Origin of the sequence: Pseudomonas sp. GM30 (assembly GCF_000282275.2) — a bacterium.
Classification (GTDB): Bacteria; Pseudomonadota; Gammaproteobacteria; order Pseudomonadales; family Pseudomonadaceae; genus Aquipseudomonas.
Genome location: NZ_AKJP02000008.1, coordinates 110,435 through 128,894, shown reverse-complemented (window position 1 = coordinate 128,894; position 18,460 = coordinate 110,435). Strand labels below are relative to the sequence as shown.

General features: G+C 63.4%; 10 protein-coding genes. 3 read left to right on the top strand and 7 right to left on the bottom strand.

What is annotated here, in order from left to right; genetic code table 11:
• Window positions 1-34: 34 nt before the first annotated feature.
• From mnmH to PMI25_RS06525, 4 genes are all read right to left on the bottom strand, one after another.
• Complete coding sequence (gene mnmH, locus PMI25_RS06540) at window positions 35-1,138, bottom strand: tRNA 2-selenouridine(34) synthase MnmH (RefSeq protein WP_007966621.1); 1,104 nt, start codon at window positions 1,136-1,138, stop codon at window positions 35-37.
• Window positions 1,138-2,172: a selenide, water dikinase SelD gene (gene selD / locus PMI25_RS06535; RefSeq protein ID WP_007966620.1), complete on the bottom strand. Its 1,035-nt coding sequence runs from the start codon at window positions 2,170-2,172 to the stop codon at window positions 1,138-1,140. The genes mnmH and selD overlap by 1 nt, the downstream gene beginning before the upstream one ends.
• A gap of 198 nt (window positions 2,173-2,370) precedes the next feature.
• Window positions 2,371-2,736: a nuclear transport factor 2 family protein gene (locus PMI25_RS06530; RefSeq protein ID WP_007966619.1), complete on the bottom strand. Its 366-nt coding sequence runs from the start codon at window positions 2,734-2,736 to the stop codon at window positions 2,371-2,373.
• A gap of 98 nt (window positions 2,737-2,834) precedes the next feature.
• A complete protein-coding gene (locus PMI25_RS06525; protein ID WP_024164436.1) occupies window positions 2,835-13,358 on the bottom strand; it encodes an autotransporter-associated beta strand repeat-containing protein in 10,524 nt (3,507 codons plus the stop codon).
• Window positions 13,359-13,799: 441 nt separating this feature from the next.
• Between PMI25_RS06525 and PMI25_RS06520 the strand changes: the two genes are divergently transcribed.
• Both PMI25_RS06520 and PMI25_RS06515 read left to right on the top strand, forming a co-directional pair.
• Window positions 13,800-14,759, top strand: a complete 960-nt coding sequence (locus PMI25_RS06520; protein WP_007969531.1) for a nucleoside-specific channel-forming protein Tsx — start codon at window positions 13,800-13,802, stop codon at window positions 14,757-14,759.
• A 15-nt stretch (window positions 14,760-14,774) separates the two neighbouring features.
• Window positions 14,775-15,797, top strand: coding sequence for a purine-nucleoside phosphorylase (locus PMI25_RS06515; protein WP_007969532.1), 1,023 nt, complete (start codon window positions 14,775-14,777; stop codon window positions 15,795-15,797).
• A gap of 127 nt (window positions 15,798-15,924) precedes the next feature.
• Here the strand turns inward: PMI25_RS06515 and PMI25_RS06510 are convergent, their stop codons facing one another.
• The 3 genes from PMI25_RS06510 to PMI25_RS06505 all read right to left on the bottom strand — a co-directional run bounded on the left by PMI25_RS06510 (window position 15,925) and on the right by PMI25_RS06505 (window position 18,061).
• Window positions 15,925-16,881: a quinone oxidoreductase family protein gene (locus PMI25_RS06510; protein ID WP_007969533.1), complete on the bottom strand. Its 957-nt coding sequence runs from the start codon at window positions 16,879-16,881 to the stop codon at window positions 15,925-15,927.
• Between the two features lie 29 nt (window positions 16,882-16,910).
• Window positions 16,911-17,084: a DUF1427 family protein gene (locus PMI25_RS28000; RefSeq protein WP_007969534.1), complete on the bottom strand. Its 174-nt coding sequence runs from the start codon at window positions 17,082-17,084 to the stop codon at window positions 16,911-16,913.
• A gap of 209 nt (window positions 17,085-17,293) precedes the next feature.
• Window positions 17,294-18,061 carry an AraC family transcriptional regulator gene (locus tag PMI25_RS06505; protein WP_177325697.1) on the bottom strand — a complete coding sequence of 256 codons (768 nt, stop codon included), beginning with the start codon at window positions 18,059-18,061 and terminating at the stop codon, window positions 17,294-17,296.
• 145 nt (window positions 18,062-18,206) lie between these two features.
• Here PMI25_RS06505 and PMI25_RS06500 point away from each other — a divergent pair, with 145 nt between their 5' ends.
• Window positions 18,207-18,434, top strand: a complete 228-nt coding sequence (locus PMI25_RS06500) for a DUF6555 family protein (protein ID WP_003223528.1) — start codon at window positions 18,207-18,209, stop codon at window positions 18,432-18,434.
• Window positions 18,435-18,460: the final 26 nt, after the last annotated feature.

Here is an 18,460-nt window from a genome sequence, read left to right as displayed (position 1 = left end):
GAGCTTGCTCGCGAAGAGGCCAGCCGCTACAACCTCAATCTTTCTGGCTGGCTCGCTCACGCAGATACTCCAGCACCGCCCCGCGCTCCCCGGCAAACTCGATCCGCCCGCCCTTCTTCTCACGCTGAAACGCATACATCGGGTCGTAATATTCCCGTAGCAACACGCTGATCCAGTCACGGAACGCCTCGACCGATCCGCTGCGCGCCTGCTCGGCCAAGGCCTCTTCCATCTGCAGGAACATCCGCTGATGGCGCTCGCCGCCCAGCCGGCGCTGGATATTGTTCAAACTCGCAATCAGCCGCTCGGCATACAGCGCAAAGCCCTGCTCGCCATGCACCGCGACAAACTCGGCGTGCAGGTTGATCACGTAATCCTGCAGAATCCGCTCGACCCGCTGCTCCAGGCTGTCTTCGAGCCAGACCATCGGCGCCACTTGCATGCCTCGGTACAGCGGCAGTGGCAAGGCACAACTGCCGACTACCCGGCTCTCGTCTTCCAGCACAAACTGCTGGATCCCTCCGGCGCGTTTTTTCAGCAGATCAACGGCCAGACGGTTTTCGAAATCGATATTGGTCGGTTGCCCGGTGGCGCGCTTGCCGAAACTCGATCCTCGATGATTGGCGTGGCCTTCCAGATCCAGACCATTGCGCAACTGCACCAGCAATTCGGTCTTGCCGGTGCCGGTCATGCCGCCCAGCAGCACCAGATCGCACTCGGCCACGGCCTGATCGACGGTCTCCAGCAGGAACGTGCGCATCGCCTTGTAGCCACCGCCGACCCGCGGGTAATCGATCCCGCCCTGCTCCTTGATCCATTGCTGGACGATCTGCGAACGCAGGCCGCCGCGAAAGCAATACAGGTAGCCGTCAGGATGTGCCCGGGCAAACTCGACCCAGCCCTGAATGCGCTGCTCACGCACGTCGGCAGACACCAACCGCTCACCGAGGGCGATGGCCGCTTGTTGTCCATGCTGCTTGTAGCAAGTTCCGACCTGCTCGCGCTCGCAGTCGTTCATCAGCGGCAGGTTGACCACGCCGGGAAACGCGCCGTGGGCAAACTCGATCGGCGCACGCGCATCCATCATTGGCCGGTCGTTGAGGAAAATATCGCGGTAATCGGTGCAGTCGCGTGACATCAGATCACCTCGACTGCGTGGGTCTGTCGCTCGACCAGCTCGCCGATCGGCGCCAGGTTCAAGCCCAGTTCGGCGGCGACGGCGAGGAACTCGTCGTTACCTTCGGGAGTGACCGCAATCAGCAGGCCGCCGCTGGTCTGCGGGTCGCACAGCACGCGCTTGTGCAACTCCTGCAGACGGCCGAGCTTGCTCGAATAGCTGTCGAAGTTACGCAAGGTACCACCGGGGACACAGCCCTGTTCGAGGTAGTACTCGACGCTGTCCAGACGCGGCACATGGTTGTAGCCGATACGAGCGGTCAGGTGGCTGCCATCGGCCATTTCCACCAGATGCCCGAGCAGGCCGAAACCGGTGACATCGGTCATTGCGGTGACGCCGGCCAGTTTGCCGAAACGGCTGCCGGGCTTGTTCAGGGTGCACATCCAGTCGCGGGCCACACCGACATCGCCGGGACGCAATTTGCCCTTTTTCTCGGCGGTGGTGAGGATGCCAATGCCCAGCGGCTTGGTCAGATACAGCAGGCAGCCGGCGGTGGCGGTGTCGTTGCGCTTCATGTGGCGCTTTTCCACCAGACCGGTCACGGCCAGGCCGAAGATCGGCTCCGGCGCATCGATCGAATGCCCGCCGGCCAGCGGAATGCCGGCGGCGTCACACACCGCACGCCCGCCGCGAATCACTTCCCGCGCCACTTCCGGCGCCAGCACATTCACCGGCCAGCCGAGGATCGCAATCGCCATCAACGGATCGCCGCCCATCGCATAGATGTCGCTGATCGCGTTGGTCGCGGCGATACGGCCGAAGTCGAACGGGTCGTCGACGATCGGCATGAAGAAGTCGGTGGTCGACACCACCCCGCGCTCGGCATCGATCTCGTACACCGCCGCGTCATCACGCGAGGCATTGCCGACCCACAGTTTCGGGTCAAGGTTCTGCGCTCCGCTGCCGGCCAGAATCACTTCCAGCACCTGCGGGGAAATCTTGCAGCCACAACCGGCACCGTGGCTGTATTGGGTCAGACGAATCGGCTCGCTCATGGGAGAGTCTCTGGCAGTTGATGGGGCGGATTCTAGCAGAGCGCGGGCCAGCAGATTTTTGCGCTGAGTGTTCGGCCCCCTTCGCGAGCAAGTTCGCTCCCACATTTTGTTCACTGCCAGCCACAAATGCTGCTTTCACTGAAGATCCCCTGTGGGAGCGAGCTTGCTCGCGAAAGCTATCGACGGGTCACCACTGTTTCACGGCCGGGCACAAAAGGTGCCCTGATGAAAAACCATCTGCCACTGCTCCCCCTGCCGCCGCCATACCGAACTGCGCAGGCTGTCCGCCGGCACCCGCTGGCCGACAGCGACGGTATGGCAGTGATACGTCACCAGCGCCGAATCTTCCGACAACAGCTTGAACGTGAACTGACTGACGGTACGTTGGGCGAACGCTTGCTGCGGCAGCGCTTCCAGCACAGCGGATTTGTTCCAGATGCCGCCGCTGGCGCCGAATTCGACAAAGTCGTCCGCGATCAGTCTCGCCAGTTCAGCAGGGTCCTCGCGCACGGCGCGCGACAGCAGGCGGTTTTCCAGATGTAACAAATGCTTCGACAGATCCATCTCGTTCCTACCTCAGTGCAGAAATCACTCGCCACAAAGGCTTTTGATTGTGCAAAAAAAACCGCCCTTTCGGGCGGCTAAAGTACTTCGACCATGATTCAGAAGCTTTGACTGAAGCTGATGTTGAACGCGCTGTCGTTGTTGTCGCTCGACACCTGGCCTGAGTAGCCGATGCCCAGCTTGCCGGTCGGGGTGACCTGGAAGTCGATGCCGGCTTCGAGCAGTGCGCTGTCCTTGGCAATCGGCACGCCCTGGGTGCTGAACGAGGCGCCGCCGTCGATGAAGGTCAGGTCAGCGTCAGGCTTGGTATCGCCGTAGGCATGCCGCCAGCCGATGGCCGCGCGTGGCGTCAGTTGACTGCCATTGGCCAGGGTCACCAATTTGCCGATGCGCACCCCGAGGGTCGAGTAGGTGATGTCCTGATCGGCGTCGGCCTTCAGGCGCCCCACTCCACCTTTTTCCTTGCCGGTATCGCTGTCGTAGTTGACGTAGGCAAGCGCTGCGAACGGTTCGATGGCAACACCGCCGGCGTTGATCGCGTAACCCACTTCACCGAACACCTGTGCACTGCGTGCGTCGTAATCGGCCTTCAGGCGATCGTTGTAGCTGCCGACGCTGACATCGCGTTTGGTCTCGATGCTGTGCCAGCTGTAAGCCGCGCCGAGGCGCACTGCCAGTGCATCGAATTGCGAGTTCAGATAACCGGCCAGGTGGTAGCTGTCGACCTTGGCATCGGAGTTGCGATCATGCGCATTGAGATTGCTGCGGGTATAGCCGGCCGCCATCCCGGCACGCCAGGTGTCATCCAGCGCCTTGTCGGTGCCGAGCATGAAACCGCCGAGGTTGCGATCGACCTTCGCCGTGTTGCTGTCGCCGCCCATGTCACCCCAGGCACCGATGGCCCGGATCCAGCCGACCATTTCCCCATGGCAGCCGTTGCTGCTCAGTTGCGTGTCGCTCGGTGCCAGGGTTCTGCGCGGATCGTCCGCAGCGCTGCACGATGGCTGACGCATGCGGTCATTCACCGCTTCACGGATGAAGCGCGAATCCTCAAGCATGGCGCTGGCGGTACTGGCGTGGATTTCCCCGGAGAGGCTGTCGAACGCATTACGCGCACCGGCCACGCTGAGGTTGACGATCTGGTTCTGCAACGCCGCACCGGCCGCACCGTTATTGGACAGTGCCGTGGCGGTGCCGCGCTGGTTGCCCGTGGTAGCGACATCGGCGAACGAGTTGTCGTTGCGGCTCACAGCCAGGGTGACCGAGTCGGCACCGTAGACCAGCGAGCTGTCGAGGAACGCGTACTGCGGCAGGTCGGCGGTACTGAAGGTGCCAGTCACACCACCGCCCGCGGTGATCAACGAGTAAGTGGTATTGCCGGTGAACGGCGCCAGGCTGTTGACCACCAGACCGCCGCCCAATGCCGCCGTACCGCCCACCGCCAACGGTGTCGCGGTTGGCGAACTGACCGTCAGCGCCAGCACACCATCACTGCTGTTGGTCAGGTTGCCGGCCACGCTCAAGGTGCCGTCAGCCCCCCCGGAAGCCACCACACCATGGTTGACCACCGAACCGACGCTGCCATTACCACTCAGGCCTGCGCCATTGGCGACCATGACTTGTGCGCCCAACGAAGCCCGGGCCGCACGGCTGCCGACTTGCAACACGCCTTGATCGACCGAGACCGTGCCACTGAACGGTTGATTACCGGTCAGCAACAACGTGCCGGCGCCGCGTTTGGCCATCGCCCCGAGTCCGCTGAGGATGCCGTTGAACTGACCATTGGCATTCTGCTGGAACACCAGTGTGGCGTTGTCGGTGATGTTGCCTTGCAGGCTGGTGGTGTTACCGATCAGCGTACCGCCACTGACGGTGGTGCCACCGCTGTAGGTGTTGGCACCCGTCAGCACAAGGGTGCCGGAATCGAGTTTCTCGATACCGCCGGTGCCGATCAGCGGCACGTCGATTTCAGCACTGGCCCCGGCATTGACCCGCACCGGCGCCAGGCTGCCGTCCGCACCGTTGACTGGCGTCAGCGTACCGCCAGCGCCCGGCACCAGGCTGTAGCCGCCGGTGAGGAACTGCAGACCGGTGAAGTTCTGATTGCCCTGCACAGTGACGGTACCGGCCTGGCCACCAAACACTGCGAATTGACCATTGGACGCCAGCGCCTGCGTGCCGCTCGGATCGGTCCAGTTGGTGCCCGGACCCCACACGCCACTGCCGCCACCGATACTGCCGTCAGGATTGGTGGTGCCACCGTTCCAGAACTGCACTTCACCCGGACTGCCCTGCACCAGCAGGTTGACCTGATTGGCAATCGCGGTTTGCAGGGTCAGATTGGCCGCCGATACCGGCAGGCTGCCGTAGACCAGACCATTGTCGGTCAGGCTGCCGCCGTAACGGAACAGTTGATAAACCCCGGTGCCGAAGCCGCCGGCGTTGCTGACATTCAGCGTACCGTCGAGGGTCAGATTGCCGGCGACGTTGACCACTGTGGTGGAGCTGGCGGCCGAGCCGAGGCTGAAGTCCAGGTTGGTGCCCGAGGACAGCGCCAGCGAGCCGACCGACAACGGTGTAGCCGAGCCGCCACCGCTCAGCGTCGCACCGCTGGCCAGTTGCACGTTGCCGCCCAGTTGCCCGCTGCCACCGATTTTCGCGCCGCTGGCGACGTTGACGTTGGCGCTGTTGAGCACGCCGTTGACGATCAGGTTGCCGGCCTGCACTGAAGTGTCACCGGTGAAGGTGTTGTTGCCGGTCAGCAGCAACTGGCCGGTGCCGGTCTTGTTCAGCGTGCCGGCGCCGGTGAGGTTGCCGGTGTAGCTGCCGTCGGCGTTCTGCGCGAAGGTCAGCGCTGCGTTGTTGACGATGGCGCCTTGCAGGCTGCTGGTGTCGCCAGTGGTAGTGCCAGCGTTCAGCGTGGTGCCGCCGCTGTAGGTATTGGCACCACTCAGCACGAGGTCAGCGCTGCCGTTTTTCACCAGACTGCCGGTGCCGGTGATGGCGCCGAGCAGCGTGGTGTTCTGGTTGCCGGCCAGGGTCAGTTGCGACCCCAGATTGATCGCGTTGGCCAGTTGCAGCGCCGAGCTGCTGTCGAGGCTACCGTTGCCGGTCACGCTCAATGCACCGCTGCTGATCGCGCTGTTATTGCCCAGCACCAATGTGCCGCCAGCGAGCTGCGTACCACCACTGTAATTGTTGCTGCCGTTGAGGGTCAGGCTCGAAGCACCGGACTTGATCAGGCTGCCCGCCCCGCTGACCGCACCATCGAGCGTCAAGGCGTTGGAGCCGGCGACGGTCAAGCCGCCATTGAGCACCACAGCGTTGGCGAGACTGACCGCTGCGTTGCTGTCCAGTGCAGTGCCGTCCGCAGCGGTCAACACACCGCTGCCGAGCGCGGCGTTGTTGCCGACCACGATTTTGCCGCCGTTGAGTGCGGTGCCGCCGGTGTAGCCGTTGGCGGCGTTGAGCACCAGCGTACCGCTGTCGTATTTGCCGAGGGTGCCGCTGCCGTTAAGCGCAACGCCGACGGTCGCGGTGGCGTTCGGATCGACCCGTACCGAGGCGTTGCCCAGCGAACCGTTGACCAGATTCAGCGAACCCGCCGTGCCGTTCACCAGGCTGTAGCCATCGGTGACGAACTGCATGCCGGTGATGGATTGTGCGCCGTTGACAGTCACAGTGCCCGCCGCACCCTGGAACACCGCGAAGTTGTTGGTCCAGGCCTGATTGGTAGTGCCGTTGACGTCAGTCCAGTTGGTGGTGCCGGTGCCCCAGGTACCGCTGCCGCCATCGACCGAACCGTTGGCGACGAGTTGATTGCCGTCCCAGAACTGCACGGTGACGCCCGGTGCGGTGACCAGCAGGTTGATCTGGTTGGCCAGCGCGGTTTGCAGGGTCAGATCGCCAGGGGTGACGCTGCCCGGCACCGTGCCGATCAGCATGCCGTTGTCGGTCAGGCCGCCGGTGTAGTTGATCAGGCGATACACGCCGCTGCCAAAACCACCGATGTCGCTGACATTGAGGGTACCGTCGAGGGTCAGGTTACCGCCGACATTCACCAGTGCGTTCCCACCACCGGAGACCGGCGTGCCGAGGCCGACATCGAAGTTGGAGTTGCCGTTGAACACCAGCGAGTTCACCGACAGGGTGCTGCCAGTGGCGCCGGCCAGATGCCCGCCATCGGCCACCGTCACCGCACCGGTCAGGGTGCCGCTGCCACCCAGAGTGCCGCCGCTGTTGACCAGCACGTTGCCGCTGGCCAGCGAGCCGTTGACCTGCAGGGTGCCGGCGTTGACGTTGGTATCGCCGGTCAGGTCGTTGATGCCGCTGAGGGTCAGCGTACCCGTGCCGAGTTTGGTCAGTCCGCCGTCACCGCTGAGGATGCCGGCGAAGGTGCTGCTGACGTTGTTGCCACCCAGGCTCAGGGTGTTGCCGGTGCCGACCAGCGCGGTACCGCTGCCGGTCAGGCTGGCGAGGCTGCCCGAAGCACCGAGATTCAGCGCCGCGCCGCCCGCGAGATTGACCGTGGCGTTGTTGCCCAATGCCGCGCCGCTGAGGGTGGTCAGGCTGCCGGAGAGCACATCGAAAGTGCCGCTGAAGGTGTTGTTGCCGGACAGCGTCACGTCGGCCAGACCGTTTTTGGTCAGAGTGCCGGCCCCGGCGATCACGCCGCCAAGGGTCAGGTTGTTGTTACCGCTCAGACCGAGGTTGGCGTTGAGGTTGATGTTGTTGGCCAGCACCAGCGGCGCGCTGCTGTCGAGACTCGAAGCACCGGCAACGGTCAGAGCACCGCTGCCCAGTGCCGAGCCAGTGCCAAGGTTCAGCGTACCGGCATTCAGCGTGGTGCCACCGGTGTAAGTGTTGATGCCGTTGAGCGTCAGGTTCGACGCGCCGTTCTTGATCAGCCCGCCCGCGCCACTGATCACGCCTGCGAGGGCCAGGTCGTTGCTGCCGGTATTGGTCAGATTGGCGTTGAGCACCACGTTGTTGCCCAGCGACACCGAGGTGTTGCTGTCCAGCGCCGAGGCACCGGCCACGGTCAGGTTGCCCAGACCGAGTGCGCCGTTGCTGCCGGCAGTCAGGGTGCCGGCGTTGAGGGTGACACCGCCGAGGAAGTTGTTGGCCCCGCTCAGGATCAGGTTGGCCGCGCCATTCTTGGTCAGGCTGCCGGCGCCATTGATCGCGCCGCTCAGTGTCAGATCGTTGCTGCCGACGATACCCAGGTTGCCCGCCAGGTTGATCGCGTTACCCGCCGTGAAGGCGCCGCTGGCATCCAGTGTGGTGCCATTCGCCGCGTTCAGGGTGGCCGAGCCCAGCGCGCTGTTCGACGCCAGAATCAGACCGCCCGCGTTCAGTGCCACCGGCCCGAGGAAGGCGTTGTTGCCACCGAGGGTCAGGTTGGCCGCGCCATTCTTGATCAGGCCACCCGTGCCGCCAACGACCCCGTTGAGAGTCAGCGCGTTGCTGCCGACCACGGTCAGGTTGCCGTTGAGTGTGGCGGCGTTGCCGAGGGTTACGGCGGTGTTGCTGTCCAGTTGCGTACCGGCGTTGGCGGTCAGTGTGCCGCTGCCCAGCGCGGTGTTGCTGCCGACAATGATCTTGCCACCGTCCAGCTGCGTGCCGCCGCTGTAGGTGTTGGCGCCGTTGAGCACCAGCGTGCCGGTGTCGAGTTTGTTGAGGATGCCGCTACCATCGATATTGACGCCGACGGTCGCGGTCACGCCCGGATCGACCCGCACTGCCGTGGTCCCGCCGGTGCCATTGACGGCGGTCAGTTGCCCCGCCGCACCGTTGACCAGGCTGTAGCCATCAGTAAGGAATTGCATGCCGGTGAACGCTTGCGTGCCGTTCACCGTCACAGTGCCCGCAGCACCCTGGAACACCGCGAAGTCACCGGCCCATGGCTGGTTGACCAGACCGTTGGCATCGGTCCAGTTGGTGCCGACCGCGCTCCACGTGCCGCTGCCGCCATCGACCACGCCGTTGGCAATGGTCTGGCTGCCGTCCCAGTAACGGATATTGACGTTCGGTGCCGACACCTGAATGTTGATCTGATTGGCCACACCGGTCTGCACCACCAGATCGCCGAGGCCATAGCCGACCGGCACGCTGGCGACGTCCAGGCCCAGATTGGTCAGGGCACCGGTGTAGTTGAACAGGCGATACACACCGACGCCGAAACCGCCGGCATCGCTGACGTTGAGATTGCCGTCCAGTGTCAGGTTGCCGCCGACGTTCATCAGCGAGGTGGTCGACGGTGTCGCCAGGGCGACGTCAACATTACTGCCGGCACCAAGGGTCAGGCCACTGGCCGACAAGGTATTGCCCGAGGACAGCGCCAGATGACCGCCGTTGTTGATGTTCACCGTGCCAAGCGCCGAGCCGCTACCGGTCAGGGTACCGCCGGTGTTGACGTTGACCTGCGCACTGCCCAGCGAACCGGACAGATCCACGGTACCGCCATTGATCGCAGTGTTGCCGGTGATGCCGTTGATTCCGGTGAGGTTCAAGGTGCCGGTGCCGACCTTGGTCAGGCCACCGCTGCCACTGAGATCTCCATCAAAGGTGCTGGTGACGTTGCCGCCACCGACGGTCAACGTGTTGCTGCCGGTCAGTTGCACACTGCCGCTGCCGGTCAGCGCGCCGAGGCTGGCATCGCTACCGAGATTCAGGCCGGCACCGGCACTGATGTTGACGCCGGAAGTGTTGCCCAGCGCGTTGGTGTTGAGGGTGGTGACGCTGCCGGAGACGATGTTCACGGCGCCGGTAAAGGTGTTGTTGCCGGCCAGGGTCAGATCCGACAGACCGTTCTTGGTCAGGCTGCCGGCGCCGTCGATGATGCCGTTGAGGCTCAGGTCGTTATTGCCGGCCACCGTCAGCCCGGCATTGAGGGTGATCGCGTTGCCGATGCCGAACGAGGCACTGTTATCCAGGGTCGCCGCGCCGCCGACGGTCAAGCCACCACTGCCCAGGCCGTTGGCATTGCCCAGGGTCAGGGTGCCCGCGTTGAGAGTAGTGCCACCACTGAAAGTGTTGTTGCCATTGAGCGTCAGATTCGCTGCGCCATTCTTGATCAATTGGCCGCTGCCGCTGGTGACGCCACCGAGGGTCAGATTCTGCGTGCCGCCGACGGTCAATCCAGCGTTGAGAGTGACGCCGTTATTGAGGCTGACCAGCGGCGAATTGCTGTCCAGTGTGGCAGCGCCAGCGACGGTCAGTGCGCCGGAACCCAGCGCCGAACTGTTGCCGACGGTCAGCGTACCGGCGTTCAACGTGGTGCCGCCGAGGTAGTTGTTGGCCGCATTGAGAATCAGATTGGCCGCGCCGTCTTTCACCAGACTGCCGGCGCCGCTGACCAGACCGGTCAAGGTCAGATCTGCCGTGCCACCGATATTCAAGGCACCGGCGAGTGCCACGGCATTGTTCAGGCTGACCGCCGTGTTTGCGTCCAGCGTGGTGTTGGCCGCCGCGTTCAACGTGCCGGAGCCCAGCGCGCTGTTGCTGCCGACAATCAGTTTGCCGGTGTTCAGTGCAGTGTTGCCGAAATAGGTGTTGGCGCCGTTGAGGGTCAAGTCGGCCGCGCCGTTCTTGGTCAGCCCACCGATGCCGGCGACCACCCCGCCGAGGGTCAGCGCATTGCTGCCGCCGACAGTCAGCGTGCCGCCGAGGTTGACGTTGTTGGCCAGGGTCGCAGCGGTACTGGCATCCAGCGTGGTGCCGTTCGCAGCGTTCAGTGCCCCCGTACCCAGAGCGGTGTTGGAGCCGACCACCAGCGAACCGGCATTCAGCGCGGTGGTGCCGGTGTAAGTGTTGTTGCCGGTCAGGGTCAGGCTTGATGCGCCGGTCTTGATCAATCCGTTGACGCCGCTGATCACCCCGCCAAGGGTCAGCGCATTGGCGCCACCGGTGGTGAGGTTGGCATTGAGAATCAAGTTGTTGTTCAAGGTTACAGCGGAACTGCTGTTGAGGGTGCCCGCACCTTCCACCGACAAGGCGCCGGTGCCCAGTGCCGCGCCGTTGCCGACGGTCAGGCTGCCGCCATTCAGGGTGGTGCCGCCGCTGTAGGTGTTGGTGCCGTTGAGGGTGAGATTGGCGGTGCCGTTTTTCACCAGTTGACTGGTACCGCTGATCACGCCGCCGAGCGTCAGCGCGTTGCTGCCGCCGATCCCCAGGCTGTTGTTGAGAATGACGTTGTTGTTCAACGTCACCGCCGCATTGCTGTCGAGCGTCGCCACGCCGCCGACGGTGATGTTGCCGCTGCCGAGCGCCGCATTCGCGCCCGCCGTAATGGTGCCGGCGTTCAACGCAACGGGACCGAGGAAGGTGTTGGCGCCATTGAGAATCAGATTGGCCGCGCCGTTCTTGGTCAGCCCGCCACTGCCGCTGACGATGCCGCCCAGGGTCAGGTCGGCGCTGCCGCCGATGTTCAGGTTGCCGCCGAGGCTGACCGCATTGGTCAGGGCCACAGCGGTGCTGGCGTCGAGGGTGGTGCCTGCCGCCGTGGTCAATGCGCCGGTGCCCAGCGCGGTGTTGCTGCCGACAATCAGCGTGCCGGCGTTGAGCGCCGTGCCGCCGGTGAAGGTGTTGTTGCCGCTGAGACTCAGGTTCGCGGTGCCGTTCTTGATCAGGTTGCCGGCGCCGCTGATCACGCCGCTCAGGCCCAGTGCCTGAGTACCGCCGATGGTCACTCCGCCCGCCAGCGCGACTGCGTTGGCCAGGGTCACAGCGGTGGTCGCATCCAGCGTAGTGCCGGCTGCCGCGCTCAGCGCACCGGTCCCCAGCGCGGTGTTGCTGCCAACGAACAGGCTACCGGCGTTAAGCGCCGTACTGCCGCTGTTGGTGTTGTTGCCGCTCAGGGTCAGGTTCGCGGTGCCAGACTTGGTGATGCCACCAGTGCCGGACAACACGCCACCCAGGGTCAGGGCATTGCTGCCGAGCACGTTGAGCGCACCGGTCATGCCGATGTTGTTGGCCAGCGTGACGTTGGCGGTGCTGTCCAGACTGGTGCCGGCGGCGGTGTTGAGCGCGCCGCTGCCCAGCGAGTTGTTGTTGGTCACCAGCAGGCTGCCGGCGCTCAAAGTGGTAGTGCCGGTATAACCGCTGTTGGCGCCGCTGAGGGTCAGGCTGCCGCTGCCGGTCTTGGTCAGGCCGCTGCTGCCAGTGATCAAGCCGCCGAGAGTGAGTGCGCCGGTACCGCCGGCCGTCAATGTGCCGCCGAGGCTGATGGCGTTGTTCAGGTTGATCGTGCCGGGCGCGCTCAAGGTGGTCGCGCCGGTGACGTTGACGGTACCGGTGCTCAGCGCCAGGTTGTTGCCCAACTGCACGGTGCCGCCGTTGAGCGTGGTGTTGCCCAGGTAGGTGTTGGCAGCGCTGAGGCTCAGTTGCCCGGCACCGACTTTGCTCAAGCCGCCACTGCCGGAAATCACCCCGCTCAGGGTGGTGGCGTTGGTGCCCTGCACGGTCAGGCCACCGGCGCCGAGGGAGATCAGATTGCTGAGGTTCAACCCGGCGTTGCTGGCCTGGAGGATCCCGCCGTTGGAGGTCAGTACCCCGCTGCCGAACGTGGCGTTGTTGTTGAACTGCGCGACACCGCCATTGAGCGTGGTCGCGCCGCTGACCAGTGGCCCCTGCAAGGTCCAGGTGCCGCTGTTGATGGTCAGGTTGTTGAAGTTGACGTAAGTGGCGCTCGACGCCGTGCCGACCCCGGTGGTGCCGCCGCCGACACCGGCCGGGTTTTGCAGGATCAGGCTGTTGGTACCGCCCGCGCCGCCGTCGACGGTACCGGTGGGGGCGAAGGTCAGGTTGATGCCGATCAGTCCGCCGAGGCCGACGCTGACCTGCACGCCGTCACCCACGTTGACGCTGGAGCCGGTTACCGCCGTGAAGGTGTTGGTACTGCTCGCCCCCATCGACACGCCGCCGGTGATTGCACCGGCGTTGGTGAAGGTGTTGCCCGCCGCCGAGGTCTCGAAGGCGATCCGGCCGTTGATGACGCCGGTGCTGCTGTTGGTCATATTGACCTGCGAACCACCGTACACGCCGACCACCGGGGTGTCGGCCAGGGTGATGCCGCCGACCGAGAGTCCGGTCGAGGTGATAGTGCCGTTGTTGGTGATGCTGGTGGTGCCGGCTGCAGCGTTGTTCACCGCAATACCCAGACCGTCGAGGCTGGTCAGGTTGAGCCCGAGCAGCATGCCGGTACCGCGAATGATCCCGCTGGCATTGTTGAGCACGCTGGCCGTACTGGTTGCGCCCGTACCGATGAAGGCACCGCCGCTCAAAACAGACACCAGCCCGAGCAGCGCCGGGTCGATCGTCCCGGAGTTGTTCAGGCTGATATTGACTCCGGTCAGGTCCATCACGTGGCCGCCGAGCGTCGCGTTCATCTGCGCCCCGGAGTTTACGTTGACCGTCAGGCCGCTGGTGGCACTGGCGAAATTGTTGAGAAACAGCGGCAGCGTCGGCACCCCGGTACAGGTCACCGTGGAGCCTGCCGTGGAGCACGTGGCCAATGCAGGCGCGCTGACCCCGCCGAACAACAGTCCGGCGACGCTCAGGTGCACAGCAAGGGAAAGTGGGGAAAAACGCGAAACGAGGGCGACACCAAACCTTGCTTCCACGGGCTACTCCTTGTCGTGGCCAAATTCTTCCTTGAAGGCGTGTAGCCGTGCTTATTCCACACGCGAATCAAGACTGCGACGGTCATCACAAAACCGCGTCATGCCTGACAAGCTAGTAGACGCCCCGCGATGGAGCACTGATTAAATGGTGTTAATACTTTAATACTAGGGCGGTCTAGAACAGGGGTTTCGGCCAGTAAACACTGATCTCCATGTACGCTACATCACCCTGTAGGAGCTGCGGCACGCTGCGATCTTTTGATCCTGATCTTCAAAGCAAAATCAAAAGATCGCAGCGTGCCGCAGCTCCTATACAGGGCACCGTGGGCGACTTGGTACGTGTTGTGCAAACGTTTGCGACCTGCCTATAACGGCTTTTTCGTAACAAAACCGTACAGACCCGCAGAACCCGGGCCTCGATCCGCAAAAAAAGGACTTTGAATGCACGCTGCTTCTCTTCTTCGCGCCCCATTTGCGCGCACGTTTGCTGTTTCCCTGCTACTGACCGGCGTTACCGGAGTTCTCAGCCACGGCGCACTGGCACAACCGGCCCTGCCCGACGAATCCGCCCAAGGTGAAGCCCTCAGCCCGGAAGCGGCCCCGCCGAAAAAAGGCGCTTATCTGTCGGACTGGTACAACCAGGACCTGACACTGATCGGCAGCAAGGACATCAGCTTCGGCCCGCAACCAGCCGACGATATTTATCTGGAATACGAGTACTTCGGGCGCAAGGGTCCGTTCGAGCTGTATGGCTACGTCGACATTCCGAAGATCTTCAACATCGGCAACAGCCACGACAAAGGCGTGTGGGATCACGGCTCACCGGTGTTCATGGAACACGAGCCGCGCATCTCCATCGACTACCTCGCCGGCCGCAGCCTGGCCATCGGCCCGTTCAAGGAATGGTACGTGGCGTTCGACTGGATCTACGATCACGGCAGCCGCAAGGAGAACCGCGCCAACACCCTGTACAGCGGCTTCGGCACCGATATCGATACCCACTCGCGGGTCAATCTGTCGGCCAACCTGTACGGGCGCTACCAGTGGGAAAACTATGGCGCGAGCAATGAATATTCGTGGGACGGCTACCGCGCGCAGCTTAAATACATCGTGCCCATCGACAAATTCAGCAACGGCGCGTCGCTGACCTACATCGGTTTCACCAACTTCGACTTCGGCTCAGACATCCACAAGGACAACCCGGCGCGCACCGCCAACGCCACGGTGGCGACCAACGTGTTGCTGTATTCGTTCACCCACCTGCGCTTCACCCTGGTCGGCCGTTACTTCCACAACGGCGGCAACTGGGAAGACGGCAGCGAGCTGAACTTCGGCGACGGCAATTTCCGCGCACGCTCCAATGGTTGGGGTTACTACGCCGGCATCGGCTACCAGTTCTGAAATCAGGAGATTCTCATGCAAGCAATGACGCGTCTGACCCTGGCCGCTGCGGCCCTGCTCTCTTCCACGGCGTGGGCGACTGAAGCGCCGATCCAGCCGAAAGTGGTGCTGATCACCATGTTCGCCCCCGAGGCACAGAACTGGATCGAGCGCCTCGATCTCAAGCAGGAAATCCGTGTACCGGGCCTGTCCGCCGAGTACCCGACCATCCGCTGCAACGCACAACAGGTGTGCCTGCTGACCACCGGCATGGGCCAGACCAACGCCGCCGCTTCAACCCTGGCCTTGGCCCTGTCGCCGAAATTCGACCTACGCAAAAGCTGGTTTCTGATCGCCGGGATCGCCGGCATCAGCCCCAAACACGGCACCATCGGCACCGCCGCATGGGCGCATTATCTGGTGGAATTCGGCACGCAATGGGAGCTGGATTCGCGCGATGCGCCGGCGAGCTGGCCGACCGGTTACCTCGGTATCAACACCAAGGGTCCCAACGAAAAGCCGCCGCTGGACTACAAGACCGAAGTCTTCGAACTCAACCCGACACTGCAGGCCAAAGCCTTCGCCCTGAGCCACAAGGTCGAACTGAGCGAGAGCAAGGAGTCGGCGGCGTGGCGCCGCAAATACCCGTCGGCCCCGGCCAATCAGCCGCCCGTGGTCACGCGCTGCGACACGCTGGCGGGCAACACCTGGTTCTCCGGTACACGCCTGAGCGAACGCGCCGAGGTCTGGACCCGATTGCTGACCGACAACAAGGGCGAGTACTGCACCACGCAACAGGAAGACAACTCCACCTATGAAGCGCTGCTGCGTGCCAGTCGCGAAGGTCTGGTGGATGTGCAGCGTCTGGCCGTGGTGCGTGCCGGCTCTGACTTTGATCGGCCGGCACCGGGCGGCAGTGAAGTGGATAATCTGCTGAAATACGCCGATCAGGGCGGCTTTGTGCCGGCGCTGGAAAACCTCTATCGCGCCGGCAATCCGCTGGTGCAGGACATTCTGAAAAACTGGTCGGCGTGGGAAAACGGCGTCCCGCAATCCTGAATACAACAACAAACCCTGTGGGAGCTGGCTTGCCAGCGATGGCATCAGTCCAGTCAATATCTTCATCGACTGTTCTACCGCTATCGCTGGCAAGCCAGCTCCCACAGGTTATGCGGTGTCTGGAAGATCAGGGGATGAGGATGACCTTGTCGCCACTGCCCTGATTCACCTCTGCATAGCGCTGCAACCCTTGCGCCAATGGCACCTCCACCAACCCCTGCGGCAACGGCAACAGATCCTCATCAAAGAACCGCCCGAACTGCTCAAGCATCGCCGCGCAGGCTTGCACGCCGTACAGCAGCGAATTGATCCCGACCACCGAACCACCCTTGCGGTACAACGCCAACGCCGGCAGCTGCACATGGCCGTCAACCGGTGCGGCGATGATCGCGATGCGCCCGAACGCGGCCAATGCCGCCACCGAGGCCGGCAGCCAGAAACCGGTGGTGTCGAAGATCACGTCAGCGCCACCGCTGTACACCGCGTTGACCTGCGCGCCGAGGTCTTCGGGTTTATCCAGCTGAATCGTCTGGAAGCCTTGCGCCTGCAACTCGTTGACCTGCTCCGGCCGACGCGCCGCTGCCAGTATCTGCGCGCCGCGCACCTTGGCCAGCGCCAACGCCGCCGTGGCCACCGCACCGCCGCCGATCACCAGCAAACGCGTATCAGCCGTCACCAAACTGCGCTCCAGCGCATCCCACGCCGTGGTGTAAGGCACGCCGAGGCTGGCCGCCTGGGCGAAACTCAAGTGCGACGGTTTGTGCGCCACGCCATTGGCCGGCAATTTGACGAATTGCGCATGGGAGCCATCGGCGAAAAAACCCAGCTCACGCCCGGTGCCCCAGACTTCCTGACCGAGCAACGCCTGCGGTCCCTCGACCACGACACCGGCAAAATCACGCCCGGGAATCCGTGGCAATGTGGTGTACGGAAACCGCCCGAGCACGTTCTTCACGTCACTGGGATTGAGACCGGCCGCCTTGATCTCGACCAGCACCTCATCCGCGCCGGGCAGCGGGGTCGGTACGTCGACGAAACGCAGGGAAGACAGATCGCCGGTTTTATCGAATTGCAGTGCTTTCATGAGGACATCCACCAAAGGAAAAAAAGAATTCAGGACAACCAACCGGCGACCAGTTGCCGGCCCATCGGCCACAACTGCTCACCCGCGAGCATTCCGAGCAGCCCCACCAGCGCGATGGCCGGTGGCGCCGGGGAACGGAAATCCAGTGCGCCATAAAGCAGGCCGACACCCAGACCGATGGCCAGCGAAATCAGGTAGTTCATGGAGGAAACTCCGCCGCGTTAAAAGAATGGGCAGAGTCTAGGGAAGGATCGGCAGCGGTATCGGCCAAGGACTTCTGAATTTCGGCCAACTTGGAAAGTCACCACATGACCTTGTGGGAGCTGGCTTGCCAGCGATAGCGCTTGTCTGCCATGAAGACGTTGAATGTGCCGAAGCCATCGCTGGCAAGCCAGCTCCCACAGGATTGTGTTCAGCCCGTGGAGAATTGCGAAGGCGCCACGCCCAGCTCGCGCCGGAACATGTCACTGAAACTGCTCGGCGAATACCCCAGCTCCCAAGCAATCGCACTCACTGGCACGCCCTGAATCAACTCGGCCACCGCCGTCGCCAGCTGCACCTGCCGCCGCCATTCGGCGAAGCCCATGCCGAGACTGTCCTTGAACAGCCGCGCCAACGTGCGCACGCTGGCCCCGGCATTTTCCGCGTGCTGCTCGAACGGGATCTCCAGCGACGGCGCGGCCATCACCGCCTGGCACAGGTTCATCAGGCGCCGGTCGGAATCGTCCGGCAGCGGGATCTTCAATTGTGAGCGCCGGGCGCGCTTGAGCTCCAGCAACGCCAGCCCGACCAGGGCGTCGTAATAGGCCGGCTCACCGTTATCGCCCTGCTCCACCAGGCCGACGATCAACTCACGCAACAGCCCACCAACCTCGATCACCTGCACCGTCGGATCCAGCGTCGCCGCCAGCACCGGGCGCAGGTAGATATTGCGCATCTGCAAGTCCGAGACCACCCGAATCCCGTGCGGCACCCCGGGCGGCAACCACACCGCGCGCTGCGGTGGCACCACCAGCGCCTCATGCGGGGTCTCGACCCACATCACCCCGCTCATCGCATACAGCAACTGCCCCCAGACATGCTCGTGCGGCTCGATGAACAGACCACGCGGATAGGTACGCGCCAGCGGTTGCACCGGCACATCGGTATCCGTGAGATCGGGGGGTGCGGCGAGGGCCATGGCGAGCATTCATTGGGGTTGGCGGAGCGGCCATGGTAACCACTGCGTCCATGCGTCGCCAACGATAGATACCGTCGGACAATCCGAGTGAATTTTCCCGACGCGCCGCGATCCTTCTAATACCACAGGGAGGAATACGGGCTTTATGAACAACGCAAAACTGTTTGTCATCGATTACACCCTTCACGGTACGCCTAAGTCGTTCATTATCCGCTCGGACAAGATGGACAATGCCGAGGCGTGGCACTGGGCAAGTTGCGACGCCGGCGTGGGTCGCATCCCGCGCTTTGGCCGGGAAAAAGTGCAAAAGACCAGCAAACCGATGGCGGAGAAATTCGGCGTGGAAAATGTCACATGGCGACCGGCGAGCTAGACTCTCGCCAGGCAATGGGGACTCTT